Origin of the sequence: Salmonella sp. 3C (genome assembly GCF_025426275.1) — a bacterium.
GTDB classification, from domain to species: Bacteria; Pseudomonadota; Gammaproteobacteria; order Enterobacterales; family Enterobacteriaceae; genus Salmonella; species Salmonella enterica.
Map to the genome: position 1 here is coordinate 4,081,594 of NZ_CP104858.1, position 25,522 is coordinate 4,107,115.

General features: G+C 51.9%; 24 protein-coding genes and 2 pseudogenes. 12 read left to right on the top strand and 14 right to left on the bottom strand.

The genetic code is table 11. The annotated features are described in order from the left end of the window. Positions 1-179: 179 nt before the first annotated feature. The 5 genes and pseudogenes from N7E69_RS19715 to N7E69_RS19735 form a co-directional block, all read right to left on the bottom strand. Positions 180-2,114 (bottom strand): exoribonuclease II, encoded by a 1,935-nt coding sequence (locus N7E69_RS19715; RefSeq protein ID WP_000485050.1) that lies wholly within the window; start codon positions 2,112-2,114, stop codon positions 180-182. 244 nt (positions 2,115-2,358) lie between these two features. After that, positions 2,359-3,336: pseudogene (locus tag N7E69_RS19720) on the bottom strand (CMD domain-containing protein); the annotation flags it as partial. 199 nt (positions 3,337-3,535) lie between these two features. Then, positions 3,536-4,324, bottom strand: coding sequence for an enoyl-ACP reductase FabI (gene fabI, locus N7E69_RS19725; protein ID WP_000506501.1), 789 nt, complete (start codon positions 4,322-4,324; stop codon positions 3,536-3,538). Between the two features lie 117 nt (positions 4,325-4,441). Then, positions 4,442-4,740, bottom strand: a pseudogene (locus N7E69_RS19730) (hypothetical protein). Next, on the bottom strand, positions 4,715-4,894 hold the full coding sequence (locus tag N7E69_RS19735; protein WP_001535215.1) for a hypothetical protein: 180 nt from the start codon (positions 4,892-4,894) through the stop codon (positions 4,715-4,717). Before N7E69_RS19735 ends, N7E69_RS19730 begins: the two are co-directional and overlap by 26 nt. A 34-nt stretch (positions 4,895-4,928) precedes the next feature. On the opposite strand from N7E69_RS19735, the gene steC reads away from it, so the two are divergent. Further along, a complete protein-coding gene (gene steC / locus N7E69_RS19740) occupies positions 4,929-6,302 on the top strand; it encodes an SPI-2 type III secretion system effector kinase SteC (RefSeq protein WP_001116908.1) in 1,374 nt (457 codons plus the stop codon). Between the two features lie 466 nt (positions 6,303-6,768). Further along, the gene (locus tag N7E69_RS19745; RefSeq protein ID WP_001268403.1) at positions 6,769-7,476 is read left to right on the top strand and encodes an EAL domain-containing protein; all 708 of its coding nucleotides are present in this window, start codon (positions 6,769-6,771) and stop codon (positions 7,474-7,476) included. Between the two features lie 15 nt (positions 7,477-7,491). Here N7E69_RS19745 and sapF read toward each other — a convergent pair whose 3' ends face one another. From sapF to pspF, 6 genes are all read right to left on the bottom strand, one after another. After that, positions 7,492-8,298, bottom strand: a complete 807-nt coding sequence (gene sapF / locus N7E69_RS19750) for a peptide ABC transporter ATP-binding protein SapF (RefSeq protein WP_000230462.1) — start codon at positions 8,296-8,298, stop codon at positions 7,492-7,494. 1 nt (position 8,299) lies between these two features. Continuing rightward, positions 8,300-9,292, bottom strand: a complete 993-nt coding sequence (sapD, locus tag N7E69_RS19755) for a peptide ABC transporter ATP-binding protein SapD (RefSeq protein WP_001128871.1) — start codon at positions 9,290-9,292, stop codon at positions 8,300-8,302. Beyond that, positions 9,292-10,182 carry a peptide ABC transporter permease SapC gene (sapC, locus tag N7E69_RS19760; RefSeq protein WP_001146149.1) on the bottom strand — a complete coding sequence of 297 codons (891 nt, stop codon included), beginning with the start codon at positions 10,180-10,182 and terminating at the stop codon, positions 9,292-9,294. The genes sapD and sapC overlap by 1 nt, the downstream gene beginning before the upstream one ends. After that, positions 10,169-11,134, bottom strand: a complete 966-nt coding sequence (gene sapB / locus N7E69_RS19765; RefSeq protein ID WP_000583298.1) for a peptide ABC transporter permease SapB — start codon at positions 11,132-11,134, stop codon at positions 10,169-10,171. The genes sapC and sapB overlap by 14 nt, the downstream gene beginning before the upstream one ends. Further along, positions 11,131-12,780 (bottom strand): peptide ABC transporter substrate-binding protein SapA, encoded by a 1,650-nt coding sequence (sapA, locus tag N7E69_RS19770; protein ID WP_001241620.1) that lies wholly within the window; start codon positions 12,778-12,780, stop codon positions 11,131-11,133. Before sapA ends, sapB begins: the two co-directional genes overlap by 4 nt. Before the next feature lie 111 nt (positions 12,781-12,891). Then, on the bottom strand, positions 12,892-13,872 hold the full coding sequence (pspF, locus tag N7E69_RS19775; protein ID WP_001675625.1) for a phage shock protein operon transcriptional activator: 981 nt from the start codon (positions 13,870-13,872) through the stop codon (positions 12,892-12,894). A gap of 170 nt (positions 13,873-14,042) precedes the next feature. Here pspF and pspA point away from each other — a divergent pair, with 170 nt between their 5' ends. The 8 genes from pspA (at position 14,043) to tyrR (ending at position 20,278) form a co-directional block, all read left to right on the top strand. Continuing rightward, positions 14,043-14,711 carry a phage shock protein PspA gene (pspA, locus tag N7E69_RS19780; protein ID WP_000511010.1) on the top strand — a complete coding sequence of 223 codons (669 nt, stop codon included), beginning with the start codon at positions 14,043-14,045 and terminating at the stop codon, positions 14,709-14,711. A 59-nt stretch (positions 14,712-14,770) separates the two neighbouring features. After that, on the top strand, positions 14,771-14,995 hold the full coding sequence (pspB, locus tag N7E69_RS19785) for an envelope stress response membrane protein PspB (protein ID WP_001274953.1): 225 nt from the start codon (positions 14,771-14,773) through the stop codon (positions 14,993-14,995). Then, positions 14,995-15,354 carry an envelope stress response membrane protein PspC gene (gene pspC / locus N7E69_RS19790; protein ID WP_000508938.1) on the top strand — a complete coding sequence of 120 codons (360 nt, stop codon included), beginning with the start codon at positions 14,995-14,997 and terminating at the stop codon, positions 15,352-15,354. Before pspB ends, pspC begins: the two co-directional genes overlap by 1 nt. Before the next feature lie 22 nt (positions 15,355-15,376). Beyond that, the gene (gene pspD, locus N7E69_RS19795; protein WP_001097610.1) at positions 15,377-15,595 is read left to right on the top strand and encodes a phage shock protein PspD; all 219 of its coding nucleotides are present in this window, start codon (positions 15,377-15,379) and stop codon (positions 15,593-15,595) included. 75 nt (positions 15,596-15,670) lie between these two features. After that, complete coding sequence (pspE, locus tag N7E69_RS19800; RefSeq protein WP_000913432.1) at positions 15,671-15,985, top strand: thiosulfate sulfurtransferase PspE; 315 nt, start codon at positions 15,671-15,673, stop codon at positions 15,983-15,985. 148 nt (positions 15,986-16,133) lie between these two features. Continuing rightward, positions 16,134-17,531: a YcjX family protein gene (locus N7E69_RS19805; RefSeq protein WP_000825860.1), complete on the top strand. Its 1,398-nt coding sequence runs from the start codon at positions 16,134-16,136 to the stop codon at positions 17,529-17,531. Next, positions 17,528-18,589: a YcjF family protein gene (locus tag N7E69_RS19810; RefSeq protein ID WP_001294464.1), complete on the top strand. Its 1,062-nt coding sequence runs from the start codon at positions 17,528-17,530 to the stop codon at positions 18,587-18,589. Before N7E69_RS19805 ends, N7E69_RS19810 begins: the two co-directional genes overlap by 4 nt. 147 nt (positions 18,590-18,736) lie before the next feature. Continuing rightward, entirely contained in the window at positions 18,737-20,278 is a 1,542-nt protein-coding gene (gene tyrR, locus N7E69_RS19815) for a transcriptional regulator TyrR (protein ID WP_108610896.1), read from the top strand. Between the two features lie 89 nt (positions 20,279-20,367). Here the strand turns inward: tyrR and tpx are convergent, their stop codons facing one another. Next, entirely contained in the window at positions 20,368-20,874 is a 507-nt protein-coding gene (gene tpx / locus N7E69_RS19820; RefSeq protein ID WP_000084401.1) for a thiol peroxidase, read from the bottom strand. Positions 20,875-20,989: 115 nt separating this feature from the next. Here tpx and ycjG point away from each other — a divergent pair, with 115 nt between their 5' ends. Beyond that, complete coding sequence (gene ycjG / locus N7E69_RS19825; RefSeq protein ID WP_001258067.1) at positions 20,990-21,955, top strand: L-Ala-D/L-Glu epimerase; 966 nt, start codon at positions 20,990-20,992, stop codon at positions 21,953-21,955. Here ycjG and mpaA read toward each other — a convergent pair. After that, positions 21,930-22,658, bottom strand: coding sequence for a murein tripeptide amidase MpaA (gene mpaA, locus N7E69_RS19830; RefSeq protein ID WP_000219106.1), 729 nt, complete (start codon positions 22,656-22,658; stop codon positions 21,930-21,932). The two genes, ycjG and mpaA, sit on opposite strands and share 26 nt — an antisense overlap. A gap of 189 nt (positions 22,659-22,847) precedes the next feature. Here mpaA and N7E69_RS19835 point away from each other — a divergent pair, with 189 nt between their 5' ends. Next, entirely contained in the window at positions 22,848-24,461 is a 1,614-nt protein-coding gene (locus tag N7E69_RS19835) for an ABC transporter substrate-binding protein (protein WP_001216563.1), read from the top strand. A 96-nt stretch (positions 24,462-24,557) separates the two neighbouring features. Here N7E69_RS19835 and N7E69_RS19840 read toward each other — a convergent pair whose 3' ends face one another. Next, positions 24,558-25,487, bottom strand: a complete 930-nt coding sequence (locus tag N7E69_RS19840) for an aromatic alcohol reductase (RefSeq protein WP_000814354.1) — start codon at positions 25,485-25,487, stop codon at positions 24,558-24,560. Between the last annotated feature and the right edge of the window lie 35 nt (positions 25,488-25,522).

The window sequence follows — 25,522 nt, forward strand, 5'->3', positions numbered from 1 at the left end:
TTGTTTTATCTATGTATTCATATGTAATCCAGATTCTGGAAAAAGCATAGTCGCCAGCTAAAAATAACAAGAAATGGGGCGCTTGAATAAGATTAAACTTAGAGCATGACGGAAGGGAGAAGAAGAAAAGAAACGGCCTTTGCCTTCTCAGCAAAGGCCGTTGAGCGAGCTAAGCATGGTTACGCTGCCGGTCGGGCAATAATGCTGCGGGTTTCCATGCGAACTTCCGCAATAGTGACATCAATGACATCCGTCACTTTATAAACCGTCTCACCTTTAATCTGTACCGTACCGTTTTCCTGGCTGCATACCAGTTCATCGCGAACGGCGTGCAGGAACGGGGCAGGGATAAAGGCGATAGCGCCGTTATCGACCAGTCGCACACGCATACCACCGCGGCTGACGTCAATAATTTCTGCCGCGAAACGGGTATTTGTCCCCGCCTTATCGTTAAGGAAGCGTGCATATAACCAGTCGCCGACATCGCGCTCCGCCATGCGGTTCAGGCGACGGCGTTCCGCCATTTGCTGGGTGATATCTTCCTGCGGACGCGCAATAGCCTCCCCCTTGATGACCGCTTTCAGCAGGCGATGGTTAATCATATCGCCATACTTACGGATAGGAGAGGTCCAGGTGGCGTAAGCCTCAAGACCAAGACCGAAATGCGGCCCCGGCTCGGTGCTGATTTCCGCAAAAGACTGGAAGCGACGAATGCGGCTGTCAAGGAAACCGGAGGGCTGCGCATCCAGTTCGCGACGCAGTTTACAGAAGCCTTCCAGCGTCAGCACCTCTTCGGCATCGACATGCAGACCATGCGTTTTCAGCAGCGCGGCCAGCGCGTCGGCATTCGCGGGATCGAAGCCCGTATGTACGTTGTAAATACCGAAACCGAGCTTATCGCGCAGTACGCGCGCGGCGCAAAGGTTAGCGGCGATCATCGACTCTTCTACGATACGGTTAGCGATACGGCGCGGTTCCGCCACAATATCCAGTACTTCGCCTTTTTCGCCAAGCACAAAGCGGTAATCCGGGCGGTCTTTAAAGACTAACGCATGATGATGACGCCACTCACTGCGGCTTAGGCAAATACGGTGCAACAGACGAATCTGCTGGGCAATGCCTTCGTTATCCGGCTGCCAGGTGCCGTTATTTTCCAGCCAGTCGGAGACATTGTCGTACGCCAGCTTGGCCTTCGATTCGATGGTGGCCGCAAAAAAGGCGATATCATCGTCAATGGTGCCGTCCGCGGAGATTATCATGCGACAGGCGAGCGCCGGACGCACTTCGTTGGCGCGCAGTGAGCACAGATCGTCAGACAGCTCACGTGGCAGCATAGGAATATTGAAGCCCGGCAGGTAGTTGGTGAAGGCGCGAATTTTCGCGGCGTTATCCAGCTTACTGCCTTCGGCAATCCAGGCGGTAGGATCGGCGATAGCCACCGTAAGCTGGAGTCTGCCGTCCGCTAATTCCTCAGCATATAGCGCGTCATCCATATCTTCAGTGCTGGCGCTATCGATAGTGACGAAATTCAGCGCGGTCAGATCCTGACGCTCCAGCCCTTCGTCCAGCATCTCCGTCGCTACGCCGTTCGGCGCTTCTTTTTCCAGGTTATGGCGGGCAAGCGTAACCCACCAGGGAACAAAGTGATCGTCGGCAAAGGTGATGTACTGCGTTAAATCGGCGTAAAACGAACGGTCGCCTTTAAGCGGATGGCGGCGCATTTCGGCAACCGCCCAGTCACCTTCTTTGAACTCATGCTGAACGCCGCGCGCGGCGCGGCAGGGAATCGCGTCTTTCAGCAACGGATGATCCGGCACGATGGACAGGCGGTCATTTTTACCCTGAACTTTTCCCACAAAACGCGTCAGGAACGGTTCGATCAGTTCTTCCGGCTCGGCAGACTCACGTTCTTTTTCCGTGTGGATGACCGCGACGATACGATCGCCATGCATCACTTTTTTCATCTGCGGCGGAGGAATGAAATAGCTTTTTTGCGCGTCAACCTCAAGGAAGCCAAAGCCTTTTTCCGTGGCTTTTACGACCCCTTCAGCGCGCGGCGTCTGGGAATGCAGTTGCTGTTTAAGCTGCGCTAGCAGCGGGTTGTCCTGAAACATATTCGTCTATTTTCGTAGCCAAAAGAGCGGCTGACAGTTTTACGCGATTCTGCCTGGCGCAGCAAGCGCTCTTTCAGTAATGGATGAGTTAATAGGTTTCGCCCAACGCGATTTTTAAACGATTTAACCATCCGCACACGCCGCACCAGCCTAACATATTAATGGCCTGCTCCGATGAAACTCCCCTGGTGAGTAGCGGGAAAAAATGCGCGGCGCTAAAGCGATCGGGCGCTCTGGTGAGCCATTGTATCGCCTGTGTCAGCGCAGGCTCAAGTTCCCAACGAGCGATGTCGTCGTCTTCCTGGCGTAACGTGATGACAGCGCGACGCCACGCGCCAGGTTGGGTTGCCTGTTCGTTAAAGCAGGCGGCGCTGCCGTTGATACGTGATGTGAGGAGCGTGATAAGTGGAAGTAAAGAAGGGGGCGATGCAGTGTGTAATGTGCTGGTCAGTATGCGTTCGAGTAACGCGAATGAAGACGGATCGCGCATGAGTACCGGCGCCATCATTTGGCATTGTGAAGACGAATATTGCCGCCGAACTTTGGTATGGGCTGGAGGATATTCTACCAGACTGGCGGCGGGCCGCCATATCGTCTGGGGGTTTTGAAACCGCGCGGCCCTGGCAAAGCGCTGCATCTCCTGGCCGGGCAGTTCGCGCACGGGCAGACGGCAAAACGCCTGAAATATCGCCGCTACCCGCGCCTGAAAACCGATAAACCCAATGATCTGATTGATGAGTACGGTATCCCGGGCGGTTAATCCCACCTCTGCAAGCTGTTCGCGGGCTCGCGTATTGATAACGGAGGGGGAGCCGGCAAGCTGACGAGCGTATTGCGTAATTTGCGCCAGCCGTTGATTGCTCTCTCTTGAGGCATCAGGGCCAGGTAGCGGCGCCAGACGCGCGGCATAATAGCGGCACAAACGCTGAACCCCAAATACCTGAGCGGCGGTCAGCGCGGTGCTCATACGTTCATAGGTGCTAAACGTATGAAGCCGGTCGTTGAGAACCGTGCGGGGAAATAAGACATCCGCCAACTGGTGAGCGGGCTTTAACCATGACTCAAAAGGCGTCAACGCGGTTTCTGATACCGTTAAATCCAGTAAAAAACGATCGTTAACATACGCGGCTTCCGGCATCAGCGAAAGCGGGGGTTGTGACGACATAGTGGATTGTGTTTCATGATACCAGTGGCTTTTACCCGCTTTTCGGCATTGTTCCATAGGGTTTCCCGAGGATGAAATGGCGATCGATAATGATTCGGCGTCGGATCGTTTATGCTGGATTATCCTGGCGTATGCGGGAAAGGGATGAAAGATTGTTAGGTGATAACAAATATCAGAACGCTATATAACGAGATGAGCGGTGAGTGAGGGGAATGGGGCAGCACAGCCGTGCCGCCCGCTAATAAACTTAATGCGCTTACTTCAGTTCCAGTTCATTCATTGCCGCAATGCTGAACCCGCCGTCAACATGGACGACTTCGCCAGAAATGCCTGCCGAGAGATCGGAACACAGAAACGCCGCTGAGTTACCCACATCTTCAATGGTCACGGTGCGACGAATTGGCGTAACGGCTTCACAATGCGCCAGCATTTTACGGAAGTCTTTAATACCGGACGCCGCCAGCGTGCGGATTGGACCCGCAGAGATGGCGTTGACGCGAACGCCTTCCGGCCCCATTGCATTTGCCATATAACGCACGTTGGCTTCCAGAGAGGCTTTCGCCAGACCCATGACATTGTAGTTCGGGATGGCGCGCTCCGCTCCCAGATAAGACAAGGTCAACAGCGCAGAACCCGGATTCAGCATGGTGCGGCAGGCTTTCGCCATGGCAACAAAGCTGTAAGAGCTAATATCGTGAGCGATTTTAAAGCCTTCGCGGGTAACCGCATTAACATAATCGCCGTCCAGCTGATCGCCAGGCGCGAAACCGATCGAGTGTACAAAACCGTCAAATTTCGGCCAAACGTTACCCAGCTCCGCAAACATAGCGTCAATGCTGGCATCTTCAGCGACATCACACGGTAAAACGATGCTGGAACCCAGCTGGGCAGCAAATTCTTCTACGCGGCCTTTCAGTTTGTCGTTCTGGTAGGTGAACGCCAGTTCAGCTCCTTCGCGGTGCATCGCCTGTGCGATACCGTAGGCGATGGACAGTTTACTGGCCACGCCAGTGACCAGAATGCGCTTACCGGAAAGAAAACCCATAGCTTTAATCCTTATAGTCATTGCTTATTTTTTGCTTTTACGAACAATGGTTAACAGCAACTTTTCAACATTATTCGAAATTAGTCTGAAATTATATCCCACTCCTGGCCCCGTGTGTCACGCTATTTTTCCGCCGCTATCTCCGGCAGGTGACGTTCTAAAACCACACGGTAACGAAGCCCCTGAGGATTTTGAGCACTCCCAGGGCCAAACTGGCAAATCAAAGAGTCTAATGGGACAGGCCCTAGGGTGCAGTATACCAGCTGGTGTAAGGTTCGCCTCATCCAACCAGAGACACCGGGACGGATAGCAAGTACGATAGCGATGCGCTTTCCACCAGACAAATAAAGGTTCTGTAGGAAGCCTGAATATTCATCCAAATGGTTTACCTCACCTATTAGCGATGTTATGGACATGTAATTTTAACCAGCAAATGCTTAACAAAAATAATTTCTTTTTTAAGCGCTGAAGGTTTTCTCTATTTATTGATGCAGAGTAATACTGAATATGAAAAATTTTGGAAATCAGGTGATTACAGTAGTTACAAACCAGGTTTTTATATGTCTGCATGTGTATTATAATAAATTTTCAGAGGATGAGACATATGCCGTTTACATTTCATATCGGAAATCATAGTTGCCAGATATCAGAAAGGTATTTAAGAGATATCATCGATAATAAAAGAGAACATGTTTTTTCAACGTGTGAGAAATTTATAGATTTTTTCAGGAATATATTTACCAGGCGAAGTTTAATTTCTGATTATAGAGAAATCTATAATCTACTGTGCCAAAAAAAAGAGCATCCCGATATTAAAGGGCCTTTCTCTCCAGGACCATTTTCGAAGCGAGATGAAGACTGTACACGATGGCGCCCCCTTCTTGGATATATTAAACTTATTGATGCCTCCAGACCTGAAACAATAGATAAATACACTGTAGAGGTATTAGCACATCAAGAAAATATGTTACTACTACAGATGTTTTACGATGGAGTATTAGTGACCGAGACGGAGTGTGCTGAACGTTGCGTCGATTTTTTAAAAGAAACGATGTTTAATTATAATAACGGGGAAATTACGCTTGCCGCTTTGGGTAATGATAATCTACCGCCGAGCGAGGCAGGTAGTAATGGAATCTATGAGGCTTTTGAGCAACGTTTGATAGACTTCCTGACCACGCCCGCCACGGCGTCTGGTGATGAGAGCGGCGCTATTGATCAGACGGATGCATCACAACCAGCGGCAATAGAGGCGTTTATTAACTCGCCGGAGTTTCAGAAAAATATTCGCATGCGTGATATTGAAAAAAATAAAATAGGTAGCGGAAGTTATGGGACAGTCTATCGGTTACATGATGACTTTGTTGTTAAGATTCCAATTAATGAGCGGGGAATAAAAGTGGATGTTAACTCTCAGGAACATCGTAATTGTCATCCTGAGCGTGTCAGTAAGTATTTGAATATGGCCAATGGCGACAAGAATTTTTCTCGTTCGGCCATCATGAATATTAATGGTAAAGACGTTACGGTTTTAGTTTCAAAATATATTCAAGGTCAGGAGTTCGATGTTGAAGATGAAGATAACTATCGAATGGCGGAGGCGCTTCTTAAATCCCGGGGGGTTTATATGCATGATATAAATATCTTAGGTAATATTCTGGTTAAAGAGGGGGTTCTTTTCTTTGTGGATGGCGATCAAATCGTGTTATCACAAGAATCACGGCAACAGCGAAGCGTTTCTCTTGCAACAAGGCAACTGGAAGAGCAAATTAAGGCCCATCACATGATAAAATTAAAGCGGGCCGAGACCGAAGGAAATACTGAAGATGTTGAATATTATAAGTCACTTATTACGGATCTTGATGCGTTAATCGGAGAGGAAGAACAGACACCTGCGCCAGGAAGACGTTTTAAACTAGCCGCGCCGGAGGAAGGGACTCTTGTGGCTAAGGTATTAAAGGATGAATTAAAAAAATAGCATTTAGTTCCGTTCTTTTCTGCGAATCGCCGGGGGCACATTCGCTACAGATTTACCGATCAATTATTGAGAGTTGCTATTCGCTTAAAGGTCGTTCGGGGGATCTGGACAGCCTGTAGCGGAGATGCAACTCGCCACTAGGGTTGGCGATGCCGCGCTGCCATAGTGGGTGAAATGCCTCGCAATGGTGTAACAACATTAACTCGCCTTGATTTTTCCCCTCTGCCTGACAAGAAAAACCTGGCTTTACGGATGGTCTCATGCCGTCGTATTAGCGTTGTTCGGCGTAGTATGTAAATTTCCTTATAGCAATAGAAGAACATTCTCAAAACATAAAATTAGCAAGTTATCATGAAGTTAACATATATTGTTTTTTTCGATCATTTTTTATATATTGATCGTTTTTATTGATTGATTTGCGTTAAAAGCGCATTATCAGGGAGTTAAGATCAAGTGGAGTGGTCACATGCGCTATTTTTTTATGGCAGAGCCGATAAGGGCAATGGAGGGGGATTTACTGGGTGTCGAAATCACTACCCATTTTGCATCGTCGCCCGCTCGTCCGCTACACCCTGAGTTTGTTATCTCGTCATGGGACAATTCGCAGAAGCGCCGTTTTCTGCTTGATCTGTTGCGGACAATCGCGGCCAAACATGGCTGGTTTCTACGCCACGGCCTATTCTGTATCGTAAATATTGATCGGGGTATGGCGCAGCTTGTCCTTCAGGATAAAGATATTCGCGCATTACTACACGCCATGCTATTTGTGGAGCTGCAGGTCGCTGAACATTTTTCATGTCAAGATAACGCCTTAATCGATCCTTTAATACACGCGCTTCATAAGCAACCTAATCCATTATGGCTGGGCGACCTGGGCGTAGGGAATGCAACTGCTGCGCCATTAGTTTGCGGGTGTTTTAGCGGCGTAAAACTTGATCGCAGCTTTTTTGTCTCACAAATTGAAAAAATGACGTTTCCGCTGCTTGTCAAACATATCCGGCGTTATTGTGACAAGATCGTGGTGGGGGGCCAGGAAAACACACGCTATTTGCCGGTGTTAAAAACGGCAGGCATTTGGGCAACCCAGGGCACGTTATTTCCTTCCGTTGCGTTAGAAGAGGTTGAAACATTGCTGTTGGGCAGTCGCATGAACACCCTCAGAGAATCGAACTGAGGGTATTTGTTTCGCTTAGCGATCCTTTCGCCATGCGTCAGCGGTCAGCGCCTCGCCAAAATGGCCTGCGATTAAACGGCGGGTAAGCTCATGTAGCGGAGAGGCGAGCACATCGGCGGTGCTGCCGCGTTCAACCACTTCCCCCTGATGCATCACTAATACCTGATCGCTAATATGCTTCATCATGCCGATATGCTGCGTGACATAGATATAGGAGATGCCTTGCTTTTCCTGCAATTCAAGCATCAGATTGATGAGCTGCGAGCGCATGGACATATCAAGCGAAGCCAGCGCTTCGTCCGCGATAATGACTTTAGGGCGTAAAATCAGCGCGCGGGCCAGGCCCAGACGCTGTTTCTGCCCCGGCGCTAGCATATGCGGGTAGTAGCTCACGTGATCGGGCAATAGCCCCACCATACGCATCGTCTCGACAATCTGTTTGCGCCGCTGTTCCGGCTCCAGATCGGTATTAAGGCGCAGGGGGAAGTCAAGGATCTGCGAAATACGTTGACGTGGATTCAGTGACGTTGAGGGGTCCTGAAAAATCATTCGAATACGTTGGCTTCGAAACGAATAGTCGCCGTAATGCAGGGGATGATCGTCAATAAGAAGCTCGCCGCTGGTGGGTTCAATCATGCCGGCCAGCATCTTTGCCAGCGTGGATTTGCCGGAACCGTTTTCGCCGATAATGGCCAGGGTCTGACGCTCACGAAGCGTAAAGCTTAATGGTTTCACGGCGTCGACGGTCTGGCGGCGAAACCATCCTGTCCGGTAGCGAAAGGTTTTACTCAGGTTGCGCACTTCAAGCAGAGTTTCCACCATATCACTCTCTCTCCATATTCAGCGGAAAATGACAGGCATAGAGATGATTTTTCGCGCCGGTTAAGCGTGGCGTGATAATGCATTCTCGTTGCGCGTAAGGGCAGCGCGGCCCCAGACGACAACCTATCGGTAACTGCTCCAGTAGCGGGATCGCGCCCGGCAGCGTATTGAGACGGCTTTTATGCGGCATCGCGCTGCCAAAATCCGGAATCGCACGGATAAGCGCCTGCGTATAAGGATGATGTGGCGTCGTCACCAGATCTTTACTTGGCGCGGTTTCTACCGTCTGGCCGCAGTATAAAACGTTGATTTTGTCAGCCCACTGACTCAGCATTTGCAGGTCGTGGCTAATCAACAGAATGGTGGTATTACTGTTTTGATTCAGTCGCGTCAACAGGCGAAAAATTTGCGCCTGCGTCGTCGGTTCCATTGAGTTAGTGGGTTCATCAGCGATCAGGAGTCGCGGTTGATTCGCCAGCGCGATAGCGATCATAACTTTCTGACACTCGCCATCGGTCAGTTCATAGGGAAAACTGCGCATCGCGTCTTTATGATCTTTAATTCCCACCCGGTGCAGTAATTCAATTGCACGCCGTTTACGCCAGCCTAAACGCTGCCACCAGCGGCCTTTATAGGTCCAGGCGGGAATATTTTGCATTAACTGGCGGCCGACGCGTTCGGAAGGATCAAGGCACGACTGCGGCTCCTGGAAGATCATCGACACATTATGTCCGACCAGCTTACGCCGTTCACGTGAGGAGAGGCGCAGCAGATTGATATCATCAAAACGCATACGGTCGGCAGTGACTCGCCAGTTGTCTTTCGCGACGCCGCAAATAGCTTTAGCAATCAAGCTCTTTCCGGAACCCGATTCACCTACCAGGCCGCGAATTTCACCTTCGCTTAATGTCATACTGACGCGATCGACCGCTTTTACCCAACCTTCGCTGGTTTTAAATTCAATGGTGAGATTGCGGATATCCAGTAACGGCATTATTCCACCCCCGCAATAATCGCACGACGAATCCCATCTCCGAGCAGGTTTACCAGTAAAACACTGAGCGTTATCGCCGCGCCGGGTAGCATAACGGTCCACGGCGCGACATAGATTAGCTCCAGCGCATCCCCCAACATGGCGCCCCATTCAGGAGAGGGAAGCTGCGCGCCGAGATCTAAAAATCCCAGCGCGGCGATGTCCAGAATCGCCATCGACAGCGCCCGGGTAATTTCGGTGACCAGACCGGCGGTAATATTCGGTAAAATGGCGAACCACAGAATATTCAGCGTTGTCGCGCCATCCAGACGGGCGGCAATGACGTACTCTTTTTCCAGTTCATCATGCACCATGCTGTAGACGGAACGTACCATTCGCGGCAACAGGGCCAGCCAGACGGCAAACATCGCGTGTGACAGATGTGGGCCGGCAAATGCCACGACGATAATCGCCAGCAAGAGCGAAGGGATGGAAAGCAGCGTGTCCAGAATATGGTTCAGCATGGCAGAGCGTAAACCGTGCGTCGCGCCTGCCACTACGCCGAGGACTAATCCACATAGCGTAGCCGCCAGCGTTACGATAAACGCGCCGCCGACCGTGGGCGCCGCGCCGCTTAACAGGCGGCTCAGCACATCGCGCCCCAGATCGTCAGTCCCCAGAAAAAAGGAGACTTCGCCATAGCGTGACCAGGAGGGTGGCAGTAGCTGATAGCCCAGAAATTGCTGATCGATACCATAGGGCGCGATCCAGCCGCCAAAAATACACAGCAACGCCAGACCGGCGCATCCATACAGACCCACCATCGCAGGCGCGTCGCTATAAAATTTACGCCAGGCAGTGCGCAGGGTGCCTGGCGGGCGCTTTTCGCTGTATACGCTATCGTAAGGCATACCATTCCTTATGTTTCAGAGGGTTAGCCATAGCACCCAAAATATCGGAAATCACATTGACCACAATAACCAGCGACCCAATGACCATCACGCCAGCGGAAATAGCGGCATAGTCCTGCTGACGAATGGCGTGAATTAACCATCGTCCCAGCCCAGGCCAGCTGAAAACCATTTCGGTAATCATCGCCAGCGTTAACATGGTTGAAAACTGCAGACCAAGACGGGGAATGACCGGCGGCAGCGCATTATGCAACACGTGACGGCGTAAAATCGTAAAGCGCGATAAGCCGCGCGTGGCCGCCGCTTTAACGTAGTTCTGATCGTAGACCTCAATAGTGCTGATTCGCATCAGGCGGATCACTTCTGTGGTCGGCGCGACGGAGAGCGTGAGCACCGGTAAAACCATATGCCGTATGGCGCTCATCACCATTTCATCACGCCATGGCGAATCTGAAATCCAGGCGTCAATGATGGCGAAACCGGTAACCGGTTTAACTTCATAAAGCAGGTCAAATCGCCCGGATACCGGCAGCCACCCCAGCGTGAGCGAAAAGAACAGTGTGAGCAGAAGCGCCAGCCAGAAAACCGGAATTGAGAAACCTAATAGCGCCAGCGCGCTGATAAAACGATCCGGCCATTTGCTACGCGTCACGCCAGCCAGCATCCCGACCGGGATGCCGACCATCAGCGCAAAACCAAAGGCGAGAATGCACAGCTCCATCGTGGCGGGAAACACCTCTTTAAGCTGTTCGGAGATCAGCTGGCCGTTAATGCTGGACACGCCAAAGTCCCAGTGCAGCAGACCGTTGAACCAGAAAACCCAGGCATTCCATAATGATGCGCCTTGTAGCGGCGCGTGCGGCGTAAAATAGCTCAGGCTAAAGCCGATAAAGGTCAGGAAGAATAGCGTCACCAGCAACAGCAATAACCGACGCAGGGTGAAGATAATCATGGTTTTTTCACCTCTTCGTGTTTTTCGCGGGAGACGCCGGCAAAAGACGCATTGCCGAACGGGCTTAACACCAGCCCTTTAATATCGTAGCGGTAAGCCTGCAGGCGTAGTGATGATGCCAGCGGCAGTATCGGCAGCTCTTTCTCCAGGATATTCTGCGCTTCCTCATATGCTTCTATGCGCGAAGCCAACTGCTGCGACGACAGTGCTTTACGCAGCACGCTGTCAAATTCAGGGTTACACCAGTGGGCGAAATTGGTTTGCGAATTGATGGCCGCACAGCTTAACAGTGGTCTGAAAAAGCTATCCGGATCGTTGCTGTCCGTGGCCCAGCCGGATAAGGTCAGATCGTGATTCATATCCATCAGGCGCGCCTCCTGAAAACGACCTTCAACCGGCACAATGACCACTTTTACGCCAACCTGCGCCATATCCGCCTGAATAAGCTCCGCCGTTTTTAGCGGACTTGGGTTCCAGGCCTGAGAACTGGTCGGCACCCAGAGATGCAGCGTAAGATTCTCAATGCCCAGCGCTTTTAGCTGTTCGCGCGATTTTTCCGGATTGTACTCCGTAATTTTGGCATCGTTATCGTAAGCCCATGAGGCTCTCGGTAAAATGGAGGCTGCGGTTTCCGCCGTGCCGTAATAAATCGACTGCATCAGACGCTGGTTGTTGATCGATAAGGCCAGCGCATGGCGCACTGCGGGATTATTCAACGGCGGCTTATCGGTGTTAAAGGCCAGATAGGCGATATTCATCCCCGGGCGCAACGTCAGACGTAAACGCGGATCGTCGCGTAAAATAGTTAGCTGGCTGGCGGCGGGCCAGGCCAGAACATCGCATTCACCGGTCAGTAATTTCGATAAACGCCCGGTACCGCCGGAGCCTAAATCCACTACCACTTGCGGCATCAGCGGTTTGCCGCGCCAAAACCCATCGTGGCGCTGGAGACGAATAAACTGTCCGGCACGGTACTCCGAAAGCTGGAAAGGCCCGGTGCCGACCGGTTGGCGGTCTAGCAGTTCCTGACGATCTTTTCGGCTAAGCTGCGCGGCGTACTCAGCGGACATGACGGAAGCGTAGTGTGTAGCCAGATGCCATAAAAAGGAGGCGTCTGGCTGCGTCAGGCGAAACTCAACGGTGTTATTGTCCAGCTTACGCACGCTTTTTACATTGTCGGCGAACTGTAGGCTATCAAAGTAGGGGAAGCTACTGCCGTTGATGTTATGCCACGGATGCCGACGATCAAAAATCCGCTGAAAGGTAAAGACGACATCATCAGCATTGAGTTTTCGGGTCGGCGTAAACCAGGCGGTTTTTTGAAAGGAAACGTCGCGGCGCAGGTGAAAACGGTACGTTGCCCCGTTATCCAGCACTTCCCAGCTTTCTGCCAGCTCTGGGACTAAACGATAAGTATAGGGATCGACATCCAACAGGCGGTCATATAACTGGGCTGCCAGGGTATCGACGATGAGGCCGCTGCTCGCTTTTTGCGGATTAAAGGTGTTGACCTGCCCGCTGACACAATACACAAAGCCGCTATCGCGAATATCTGCACTCGCAGTTTGTTCGGGCGCAGCCGCAGCCGTAGCCTGACTACTCAGTAGACCCGCTATCACGATCAGAGACGATAAAACCAGGCGCATAATAGTTAAGTTTTTGAAGTTCAATTTGCAAAGTGTATCGCACTTCGGCCCGCCACGTAAAAATGTCGGTGGATAACTGGCGTAAATGTCGTCAATTAGCCGGAGAAATAGCTAAAGCTGATGCTTTTTAAGCAAGGCGCGAAACTGGTGGTAGGTGAGTGCCAGCAAATCGGCGGCTCGTTTCTGGTTAAATTTCGCCTGTTGTAAGCTACGTTGCAGCAGCGCTTTTTCCTGTTGCAGTTGAAACTCCCGCAACTTGAGCGGCAGGTCAGGCGTGGCGGATGCCGCTGGCAGGGCGGGCGTGGGCGGTTCGGCGGAATGGCGTTGAAAAGGATCGATAACAATTTCATCCAAAGGATGTTCACTGCTGCCGTGGCGATACACTGAACGTTCGACTACGTTTTTCAGCTCGCGGACATTACCCGGCCAGGCGTAATGCAACAACGTTTCTTTTGCCCGATCGGTAAAACCGGGAAATAAGGGCAGACGTAGCTCACGACACATCTGAATAGCAAAATGCTCGGCCATCAGCATAATATCGCTTTGACGTTCGCGCAGCGGCGGCAGTTGTACAACGTCAAAAGCCAGCCTGTCGAGCAGATCGGCACGAAATGTTCCTTCCTTTACCATGGCGGGTAAATCGGCATTGGTGGCGCATACTAATCGCACATTAACCTGTAACGGCTGGCTGCCGCCGACGCGCTCTAGCTCGCCATATTCAATCACCCGCAGTAGCTTTTCCTGTACCAGCATTGGCGCTGTCGCCAGTTCATCCAAAAACAGCGTGCCGCCATCGGCGCGTTCAAAGCGACCGGGATGGCGTTTTTGCGCCCCGGTAAAAGCACCCGCTTCATGACCAAACAGTTCGGAGTCCAGCAGATTTTCGTTAAGCGCTGCGCAGTTAAGCGAGATAAGCGGCCCCTGCCAGCGTGAAGAGAGATAGTGCAGGCGATTGGCGATGAGTTCTTTACCCGTACCGCGTTCGCCAATAATCAGCACTGGCTTATCCAGCGGCGCGAGCCGGGAGACTTGTTCCAGTACTTCAAGAAAACGGTTTGCCTCACCGAGCAGGTTATCTTTAAATTCAGCCATGATGAAAATCGCCACTTGTTAGTGTTTTTCACCACTTTATCCTTTTTTGCTGGCGAGGTAAAACGAAATAATTCCTTTACTATCAGTGGTATAAAAAGTTGGCACGCAAATTGTATTAACCATGTAGCAGGGCATCGCCCGTTATCAGAACATTATGTGAGGATTGAATTATGGGTATTTTTTCTCGTTTTGCCGACATCGTGAACGCCAATATCAATGCGTTGTTGGAAAAAGCGGAAGATCCGCAGAAGCTGGTGCGCCTGATGATTCAGGAGATGGAAGATACGCTGGTGGAGGTTCGCTCGAACTCCGCGCGTGCTTTAGCGGAAAAGAAACAGTTATCCCGTCGCATTGAACAGGCTACGGTTCAGCAGACCGAGTGGCAGGAAAAAGCGGAACTGGCTCTGCGCAAAGATAAAGACGATCTGGCGCGCGCCGCATTGATTGAAAAACAAAAGCTGACCGATTTAATTGCTACGCTTGAACAGGAAGTCACGCTGGTGGATGACACGCTGGCGCGCATGAAGAAAGAGATTGGCGAGCTGGAAAACAAACTCAGCGAAACACGCGCTCGCCAGCAGGCGCTGATGCTGCGTCATCAGGCGGCGAGTTCTTCCCGCGATGTCCGTCGTCAGCTTGACAGCGGCAAACTGGATGAAGCCATGGCGCGGTTTGAATCCTTTGAACGTCGTATCGATCAAATGGAAGCGGAAGCGGAAAGCCATCGTTTTGGTAAGCAGCAATCGCTGGACCAACAGTTTGCCAACCTGAAAGCCGATGATGAAATCAGCGAGCAGCTGGCGCAGTTGAAAGCCAAAATGAAGCAAGATAATCAATAATGACAATGGCGGCGCCGATACGCGCCGTCGCTCATCAGCTTTAGGTGTAAGGAGAACGCATGAGCGCGCTATTTTTGGCCATCCCGTTAACCATTTTTGTGTTGTTTGTGTTACCGATTTGGCTGTGGCTGCATTACAGCAACCGCGCCGGTCGGGGAGAACTGTCGCAAAGCGAGCAGCAACGCTTACTGCAACTCACAGACGATGCGCAACGTATGCGCGAGCGCATTCAGGCGCTGGAAGACATTCTTGATGCAGAGCATCCGAACTGGAGAGAGCGCTAATGGGTGGAATCAATCTGAATAAAAAACTATGGCGTATGCCGCAAAAGGGCATGGTGCGTGGCGTTTGCGCCGGGATCGCCGACTACCTTGATGTACCGGTAAAACTGGTGCGTATTCTGGTCGTGCTGTCGATTTTCTTTGGGCTGGCGTTTTTTACCGTAGTGGCCTATATCGTTCTGTCTTTTGTACTGGACCCTATGCCGGATAATCTGGCCGCAGGCAAACCGCAGCCGACCAGCGGCGAACTGCTGGATACCGTAGACAGAGAGCTTGCCGCAGGCGAAAAGCGTTTGCGAGAAATGGAACGCTACGTCACGTCAGATACGTTCACACTGCGTAGTCGTTTCCGTCAACTTTAAGTGTTATATCGGGAAGGTGAAGATGAATACTCGCTGGCAACGCGTCGGGCAGAAGGTGAAGCCCGGCTTCAAAATAGCAGGTAAGCTGGTTCTGTTGACCGCGTTACGCTACGGGCCTGCCGGCGTGGCGGGATGGGCGGTAAAATCCGTCGCCCGTCGTCCGCTAAAAATGTTGCTGGCGTTTGCGCTGGAGCCAGTACTTCGTAAGGCGGCGAATAAAATTTCGCAGCGTTACAAATAGCGAGTCTGGTCATAATATTTCGTTAAGCTCTGGCGTATAGTGTGTGCGAAATACATTACGTGTCAGGACGGAAGTATGTTGAAAAAAGGAATATTTGCGTTAGCGTTATTCGTAGCCATGCCGCTTTATGCCGCAGAATACTGGATAGATGTCCGCATTCCGGAACAATATCAGCGTGAGCATATTCAGGGCGCGATTAATATCCCATTGAAGGAGATTAAATCTCATATCGAAACGGTAGTTCCAGACAGGAACGATACGGTAAAGTTATATTGCAACTCCGGACGACAGTCGGGCATGGCAAAACAAATGTTGCTTGATATGGGGTATACGCACGCGATGAATATGGGCGGCATCAGTCGTCTTGATATGCCGAAAGTAAAAAAATAGATAATCTATTGCTCAATACTCATACTAACCGCGGCGCTTAATGCGCCGTTGTTGATCTCTCCGGGTAGTTGATAATAACGTTTTTGCACATATCTATAACGCAGGCTCGTTATTATTTTTTCTTCTCTTCAGGCTCAACAGGATGTCAATGAAGCGACTTAAAACTGAACTCAACGCGCTGGTCAATCGTGGGGTAGACAGGCATTTGCGTCTTGCCGTAACCGGGTTGAGCCGCAGCGGTAAAACAGCGTTTATCACGGCGATGGTTAACCAGTTGCTTAATGTCCACGCGGGCGCGCGCTTACCGTTGCTCAGCGCGGTACGCGAAGAACGCCTGCTTGGCGTAAAGCGCGTGCCTCAACGTGATTTTGGTATTCCCCGTTTTACCTACGATGAGGGGATACTTCAGCTTTATGGCAATCCTCCCGCATGGCCCACACCGACGCGCGGCGTCAGTGAGATTCGGCTGGCGTTGCGCTATCGCTCCAACGACTCGCTGCTGCGCCATTTTAAAGATACCTCGACATTGTATCTGGAGATTGTGGACTATCCAGGGGAATGGTTACTCGATCTGCCCATGCTGGCTCAGGATTATTTAAGCTGGTCCCGTCAGATGAACGGCTTGTTACAAGGACAACGCGCTGAGTGGGCCGCAAAATGGCGGCAACTTTGCGACGGGCTCGATCCGCTGGCACCCGCCGATGAAAACCGGCTGGCGGAGATTGCCGCCGCCTGGACGGATTATTTGCATCAGTGTAAATCGCAGGGATTGCATTTTATTCAACCTGGACGGTTTGTTTTGCCGGGCGATATGGCGGGTGCGCCAGCGTTGCAGTTTTTCCCGTGGCCGGATGTGGACGCCTTCGGCGAGTCAAAACTGGCGCAGGCGGATAAACAGACCAACGCTGGAATGCTGCGCGAACGCTTTAACTACTATTGCGAAAAAGTGGTCAAAGGGTTCTATAAAAATCATTTTCTACGCTTTGATCGCCAGATTGTACTGGTCGACTGTCTGCAACCGCTTAATAGCGGGCCGCAGGCGTTTAATGATATGCGTCTCGCCTTAACGCAGTTGATGCAAAGTTTTCACTATGGCCAGCGGACTCTGTTTCGCCGCTTGTTTTCGCCGGTGATTGATAAATTGCTGTTCGCCGCGACGAAAGCCGACCATGTCACCCTCGACCAACATGCCAATATGGTGGCCTTGCTCCAGCAGCTTATTCAGGATGCCTGGCAAAATGCCGCGTTTGAAGGCATTAGTATGGATTGCCTGGGGCTGGCGTCGGTACAGGCGACCACCAGCGGCGTGATTGAGGTCAACGGTGAAAAAATCCCGGCTTTACGTGGAAACCGTTTGAGTGACGGCGCGCCGTTAACCGTGTACCCCGGCGAAGTGCCTTCGCGTTTGCCGGGACAAGCGTTTTGGGATAGTCAGGGTTTTCAGTTCGAAGCCTTTCGTCCGCAGGTGATGGATGTTGATAAACCGTTACCACATATTCGTCTGGACGCTGCGCTGGAGTTTTTAATAGGAGATAAGCTGCGATGAGCGAACCGTTAAAACCGCGTATTGATTTTGCAGAACCGCTAAAGGAGGAACCTACGTCGGCCTTCAAAGCGCAGCAAACTTTTAGCGAAGCGGAGTCGCGTACATTTGCGCCTGCAGCTATCGATGAGCGCCCGGAAGACGAAGGCGTGGCAGAAGCGGCGGTCGATGCCGCGCTGCGCCCCAAACGCAGTCTGTGGCGTAAAATGGTGATGGGAGGGCTGGCGCTGTTTGGCGCGAGCGTGGTCGGGCAAGGCGTACAGTGGACAATGAATGCCTGGCAAACTCAGGACTGGGTCGCTTTAGGCGGCTGTGCCGCAGGCGCGCTGATCATTGGCGCTGGCGTGGGATCGGTGGTCACGGAGTGGCGGCGATTATGGCGCTTGCGCCAGCGGGCGCATGAGCGCGATGAGGCGCGTGAACTGTTACATAGCCATAGCGTCGGGAAAGGTCGCGCATTTTGCGAAAAACTGGCGCAGCAGGCGGGGATTGATCAATCACATCCGGCATTACAACGTTGGTATGCCGCTATTCACGAAACGCAAAACGACAGGGAAATCGTCGGTTTGTATGCGCATCTGGTACAGCCGGTACTTGACGCGCAGGCGCGACGTGAGATTAGCCGTTTCGCCGCGGAATCGACTCTGATGATCGCCGTCAGCCCGTTAGCGTTGGTGGATATGGCGTTTATTGCCTGGCGTAATTTACGCCTGATTAACCGCATCACAACGCTGTATGGCATTGAACTTGGTTATTACAGCCGCCTTCGTCTGTTCCGTCTGGTGTTGCTGAATATCGCGTTTGCGGGAGCCAGTGAGCTGGTGCGTGAAGTCGGTATGGACTGGATGTCTCAGGATCTGGCCGCACGCTTGTCCACGCGTGCGGCGCAGGGGATTGGCGCAGGTCTCCTTACCGCTCGACTGGGAATAAAAGCGATGGAGCTATGTCGACCATTGCCGTGGATCGATAACGATAAACCACGTCTCGGTGATTTTCGTCGTCAGCTTATCGGTCAGCTAAAAGAGACGCTGCAAAAGAGTAAGTCGTCGCCTGAGAAATGACCTTTCACATGGCGCTGACGGCCTGGCTTTACGCCGCAGCGCCCGTTTTTCCGCCATGCTGTCAATATTTGTTGACAGAATCCTTCCTGCCAGCCGAATAGTGGCTTATCATCTACTTAATGGTTCATTATTCAGGTGAAGGTTCCCATGCGTCTGGAAGTCTTTTGTGAAGACCGACTTGGTCTGACCCGCGAATTACTTGATTTACTGGTGTTACGTAGCATTGATTTACGCGGAATCGAGATTGATCCCATTGGGCGAATTTATCTTAATTTTGCTGAGCTGGAATTCACCGACTTTAGCAGCCTGATGGCAGAAATCCGCCGTATTTCCGGCGTAACGGATGTCCGTACCGTTCCCTGGATGCCGTCCGAACGTGAACATCTGGCCCTGAGCGCGCTGCTTGAGGCGTTGCCGGAGCCGGTGCTCTCATTGGATATGAAGAGTAAAGTGGAGATGGCGAACCCGGCGAGTTGTCAACTTTTTGCCCAGAGCCAGGAGCGAATGCGGCACCATACCGCCGCACAATTAATCAACGGCTTCAATTTTCAGCGCTGGCTGGACGGTAACCCGCAAAGCTCCCATAACGAACATGTCGTGATCAACGGGCAAAACTTCCTGATGGAGATTACGCCGGTACATTTACAAAACGAAAATGACGAATACGTGTTGACCGGGGCGGTCGTGATGTTGCGTTCCACGATTCGTATGGGGCAGCTGCTACAGAATTTGTCCACGCAGGATCTGAGCGCGTTTAGTCAGATTATTGCCGTGAGCGCAAAGATGAAGCACGTCGTTGAGCAGGCGCGCAAACTGGCGATGCTCAGCGCGCCGCTGCTGATTACCGGCGATACGGGAACCGGCAAAGATCTTTTCGCCTATGCCTGTCATCAGGCAAGCCCTCGTTCAGCGAAGCCGTATCTGGCGCTCAACTGCGCTTCAATCCCGGAAGATGCGGTAGAAAGCGAACTATTTGGCCATGCGCCGGAAGGTAAAAAAGGCTTTTTTGAACAGGCGAATGGCGGTTCGGTGCTGCTGGATGAAATTGGCGAAATGTCGCCGCGTATGCAGGCGAAGCTGCTGCGTTTTCTCAACGATGGTACGTTCCGTCGCGTCGGCGAAGATCACGAAATTCATGTTGATGTCCGCGTTATCTGCGCCACGCAGAAAAATCTGGTGGAGCTGGTGCAAAAAGGACTGTTCCGCGAAGATCTCTATTATCGACTTAACGTTCTGACGCTTAATTTGCCGCCGTTGCGCGATTGCCCGCAGGATATTATGCCGTTGGCCGAACTATTCGTGGCGCGTTTTGCCGACGAACAGGGCGTTCCGCGACCGAAACTGTCTGCCGATCTGAGTACGGTCCTCACTCGTTACGGCTGGCCGGGTAACGTTCGCCAGCTTAAAAATGCGATTTACCGGGCGCTGACGCAACTGGAAGGGTATGAGCTGCGTCCGCAGGATATCCTGCTGCCTGACTACGATGCCGCGACGGTGGCAGTCGGCGAGGATGCGATGGAAGGCTCGCTGGATGACATTACCAGTCGTTTTGAACGTTCTGTCCTGACCCAGCTTTATCGTAGCTATCCGAGTACGCGTAAACTGGCGAAACGGTTGGGGGTATCGCATACCGCGATTGCCAATAAGCTGCGTGAATATGGTCTGAGCCAGAAGAAGGGTGAAGAGTAGAAAAAAAGAAGGCCTCCGGATAGAGGCCTTCTTGTGACAAAAGAGCACCGCCTGTAGTACTGACAAACGTAGCGCCAGCCGGCGCTGGCTTATGCCTTCAGGACATTAAGCGCGGCGTCGTAATCCGGCTCGTGGGTGATTTCATCCACCAACTGGCTGAAAATAACGTTGTCGTTTTCGTCAAGCACGATGACTGCGCGCGCCGCCAAACCTTTCAGCGGGCCGTCAACGATTTCGACGCCGTAGTTTTTCAGAAACTCGTTATTACGCAGAGTGGAAAGCGTAATAACGTTGCTCAGGCCTTCCGCGCCGCAAAAACGCGACTGTGCAAAAGGCAGGTCAGCAGAAACGCACAATACGACGGTATTCTCCACTTCTGTGGCCAGTTGATTAAACTTACGAACTGATGCGGCGCATACGCCAGTATCAATGCTTGGGAAAATATTCAGCACTTTGCGTTTGCCTGCATATTGGCTGAGGGAAACGTCAGACAAATCTTTTGCGACAAGAGTAAAAGCCTGTGCTTTGCTACCAGCCTGCGGAATAACGTTGGCAACGGTGACCGGGTTACCCTGGAAATGTACAGTCTGTGACATAATTATGTTCCTATTTACTTATAGTTAACGTCGAAATCCAGTTTAAGTCATTATTCATTAACACGGCAAATACTATTTGTAGCAAGCCGCGTCCGGCGCTATCAGAGGGGAAGAGATGAGATCTGTTAAGGTATATGAGGAAACCTGGCCGTTACATACGCCTTTTGTTATTGCGCGTGGTAGCCGAAGCGAAGCGCATGTTGTCGTTGTCGAACTGGAAGAAGAGGGCGTAAAAGGCATCGGGGAATGTACGCCATATCCACGTTATGGTGAAAGTGATGCCTCGGTCATGGCGCAAATCATGAGTATTGTGCCTCAGTTGGAAAACGGGCTGACTCGCGAAGCATTGCAGAAACTGTTGCCGGCAGGCGCGGCGCGCAACGCGGTGGATAGCGCCTTATGGGATTTGCAGGCCCGCCAGCAGCAGCAAAGCCTTGCCGGGCTGCTCGGCGTGACGCTGGCCCCGGTTTTTACTACCGCGCAAACGGTAGTGATAGGCACGCCGGAACAGATGGCAGCCAGTGCGGCGGCACTATGGGAAAAAGGGGCGACGTTGCTGAAAATTAAACTCGATGCTCGTCTGATTAGCGAACGTATGGTGGCGATCCGCTCGGCGGTGCCGGAGGCGACGCTCATTGTGGACGCCAATGAATCGTGGCGTCCGGAGGGGCTGGCGGCGCGTTGCCAGTTACTGGCGGATCTGAATGTCGCGATGCTGGAGCAACCGCTGCCCGCGCAGGATGACGCCGCCCTGGAAAATTTTATTCATCCGTTGCCCATCTGTGCAGATGAGAGCTGCCATACTCGTAGTAGTCTGAAAGCCCTGACGGGGCGCTACGATATGATCAACATTAAGCTGGATAAAACCGGCGGTCTGACTGAGGCGCTGGCGCTGGCAACGGAGGCGCGGGAGCAAGGATTCGGCCTGATGCTGGGCTGTATGCTCTGTACATCAAGAGCGATTAGCGCCGCGCTGCCGCTTATGCCGCAGGTGAGCTTCGCCGATCTTGATGGCCCAACATGGCTGGCGGTTGATGTTGAGCCCGCGCTACGCTTTACGACGGGTCAACTCCATCTTTAGGATGCCAGCGGAGCAGATTCGACATAGCCAGCAAGTATTTTTCGCTGGCTTCATCGGCAGAAACAGGGGGAAACTCGGCGGTAATGCAGTGCAGGTTGAGGTCGGCGCACCAGCTGCCAAACGAACCGGGCGTTTCGTAACCTACGCTGGTTACCAGCGGCAACGCAAACGCATCGGCCAGCCACTCGCCTAGCTCGCTGCGACGTGGATCTTCAATGCAGGCTAGCGGATCGTGAAAAGAGACGACCCAGGCGGGTTGGAGTCGATGAATTAACTGGCAAAGCGCCTGGGTTTCCGGTTCTGAGCCGGGATGGTCGCCGGTTAGCAGCACGACATCACGCTCTTGCGCGCGGCTATTCCAGCGATAAACTGTCTCACCCGCTTTCCAGTTGGCGGCGGGAAAGTTACGGTTTAGATCAATGCCATTCGCATTTGCCCTTAACCCCAGTTGACAGCCATCAGGATTAACGGCAAGTACGACATGATGACGGCGAAGGGTTGGATTTAAGGTGCGTAACGCACAGGAGAGCGTCACCACGGATGAGGTTTCATCCCCGTGGGTGCCAGCCAGTATCAGGCCGCTTTCGCGATCGGCGGCAGGCGCCGGAAACCAGATTAGCGGCGCGCCAAGTAGCGAACGTCCATAATGTTCAGTGCCTGGCGGAAATGCGCCGCGCTCGGCACGGGGGCGGGTGACAGTCATACGCGTTTCCCGAAGCTGAGACCAGTAGGGTAATCATCGTAGTGTTGTGTAAAACCCGTCGATTATCAAATGGTTTCTATTTACCCTCTTGTATGGCGCGATATCAACTTTCTGGCGGAAGATAATTGCATTTCTTTCTGCTGAAACAAATAATTACGTTGTCATTTAACTCATCTTTGAGGAACTTCTATGAGGCATTCTGTTTCAGTAACCTGTTGTGCGCTGTTGGTTAGCAGCTTTTCCCTGGCATATGCTGCGGATGTTCCCGGCGGAACGGTACTGGCAGAAAAACAAGAACTGGTGCGTCATATCAAAGATGAGCCCGCTTCGTTAGATCCAGCGAAAGCCGTTGGGCTGCCTGAAATTCAGGTGATCCGCGATCTGTTTGAAGGGCTGGTTAACCAGAACGAAAAGGGTGAAATTATCCCTGGCGTCGCCAGCCAGTGGAAGAGCAATGATAATCGTATCTGGACGTTTACGTTGCGGGATAATGCGCAATGGGCCGATGGAACGCCGGTGACCGCCCAGGATTTTGTCTATAGCTGGCAACGTCTCGTTGATCCCAAAACGCTTTCCCCCTTCGCCTGGTTTGCCGCGCTGGCTGGCATCACTAATGCGCAAGCCATTATCGACGGTAAAGTCACGCCGGATCAGCTTGGCGTCAGTGCCGTGGACGCGCACACTTTGCGTGTTCAGCTTGACAAGCCGTTGCCCTGGTTTGCCAGTCTGACCGCCAGTTTTGCCTTTTATCCGGTCCAAAAAGCGAATGTCGAAAGCGGCAAAGACTGGATGAAGCCGGGAAAACTGATTGGCAATGGCGCGTATGTGCTTAAAGAGCGCGTGGTAAATGAAAAACTGGTGGTCGTGCCTAATACGCATTACTGGGATAACGCGAAAACGGTACTGCAAAAAGTAACATTTTTACCCATTAACCAAGAATCGGCTGCGACGAAACGTTACCTTGCCGGTGATATTGATATCACCGAATCTTTCCCTAAAAATATGTACCAGAAATTATTGAAGGATATTCCAGGGCAAGTTTATACGCCGCCGCAATTAGGGACTTATTATTATGCGTTTAATACGCAGAAAGGGCCGACGGCGGATTCCCGCGTTCGTCTGGCGCTAAGTATGACCATTGATCGCCGTTTGATGGCGGAAAAAGTCTTAGGTACCGGTGAAAAACCGGCCTGGCATTTTACACCGGATGTCACGGCAGGATTTAAGCCCGATCCTTCACCGTTTGAACAAATGAGCCAGGAAGAACTTAACGCCCAGGCGAAAACATTGCTGCGTGCAGCAGGCTACGGATCGCAGAAGCCGCTTAAATTAACTCTGCTTTACAATACCTCAGAAAACCATCAGAAAATCGCGATTGCGGTGGCGTCAATGTGGAAGAAAAATCTGGGGGTGGATGTGAAATTGCAAAACCAGGAGTGGAAAACGTATATCGACAGCCGGAATACAGGTAATTTTGATGTTATTCGCGCCTCCTGGGTGGGTGATTACAACGAACCGTCGACTTTCTTATCCTTATTAACGTCCACGCATACGGGGAATATTTCACGCTTTACTAATCCGACTTATGACAAAATCCTGACGCAAGCGACGATGGAAAATACCGCCGAAGCGCGTAACGCGGATTACAATGCAGCGGAGAAAATTTTAACGGAACAAGCGCCTATAGCGCCTATTTATCAGTATACCAATGGCCGGTTAATTAAACCGTGGGTAAAGGGATACCCCATTACTAACCCGGAAGATGTGGCCTATAGCCGTACAATGTATATCGTGAAGCACTGATGCGTACTGGTTTCTTGTTAACTCAAGGTAGCCAAGCCCGCCGCCTGATGCTGGCAGAAGGCATGGGGATTAAGCGAGCGCCTGATGCCGCCGTTCTCATTGCTGTGTTTTCAGCCAGGCGGCAATATCCTGTGTCGGCAGATGATGTTGTGCATTCCAGGTGTCACTCATCGGCCACCACATACCGTCACCACGCGCGAAGGCGACGCGATAGCGCAGCATTGGGTCATGCGGATGTAAACGGAGCTGCTCCTGTAAGTCAGGTAGCGTCAATACGCCTCGGGTAAAAGTTTGCTGCGTCACGCGTTCGACCGTTTCCGCCAGTTTTGCATAAGAGGTTGTTTCCCCCGCGACAAAGACGACTTCGTTAGTGATACGCGGCTGATGCAGATAAATTTCAGTGGTCAGGCGACCAATATCCGTAGGCGACGTGACGGTGACCTGCATTTCCCATCCGCCGAGGGCATTGATGGTTTTTTGGGCTAAGTTGACCACACCAAAGGCCGGTTCGAAGAGAAAAGAGGTAAATATACCGGTTGAAACAATCACCCACTCCGTGACGTTTTGCTCGCGCAAAAGCGTCCTGACGTCATACTGTTCGTCCCACACCGGCTGGCCACTACCTTTGCCGACCACATCGTAATTCACGCCAAACTGCCAGGGGAAATAGCGCTTAACGCCCGCCTCCAGTACCGCGCGGGTGATTTTTATCTGGGTACCCGCACCGGCGACAAACCCCATACAATTGATGATCGTATCAAAACCGTGGAATTGATCTTTTAACGCTGCAACCGAACTGCCTGCGATGTCGACCGGGATAAACCGCGCACCGGCATCCGCCAGTTGTTGATGAATGCTGGAACGTCGTTTGCTCTGTTTATCCCTGGATCGCCCTGACACAATAACGCAAACGGAACCATTACGCTGTGTGACCGCCGGAACCAACGACGCCAGCACTGACGCCCCCAGTTGTCCCGCGCCCAGCACCAATACTTTTTCACCCACCTGATTATTGGATTGTTTCATTTGCACCTCTCTGTGTTGATTCACCTGTAGATAGA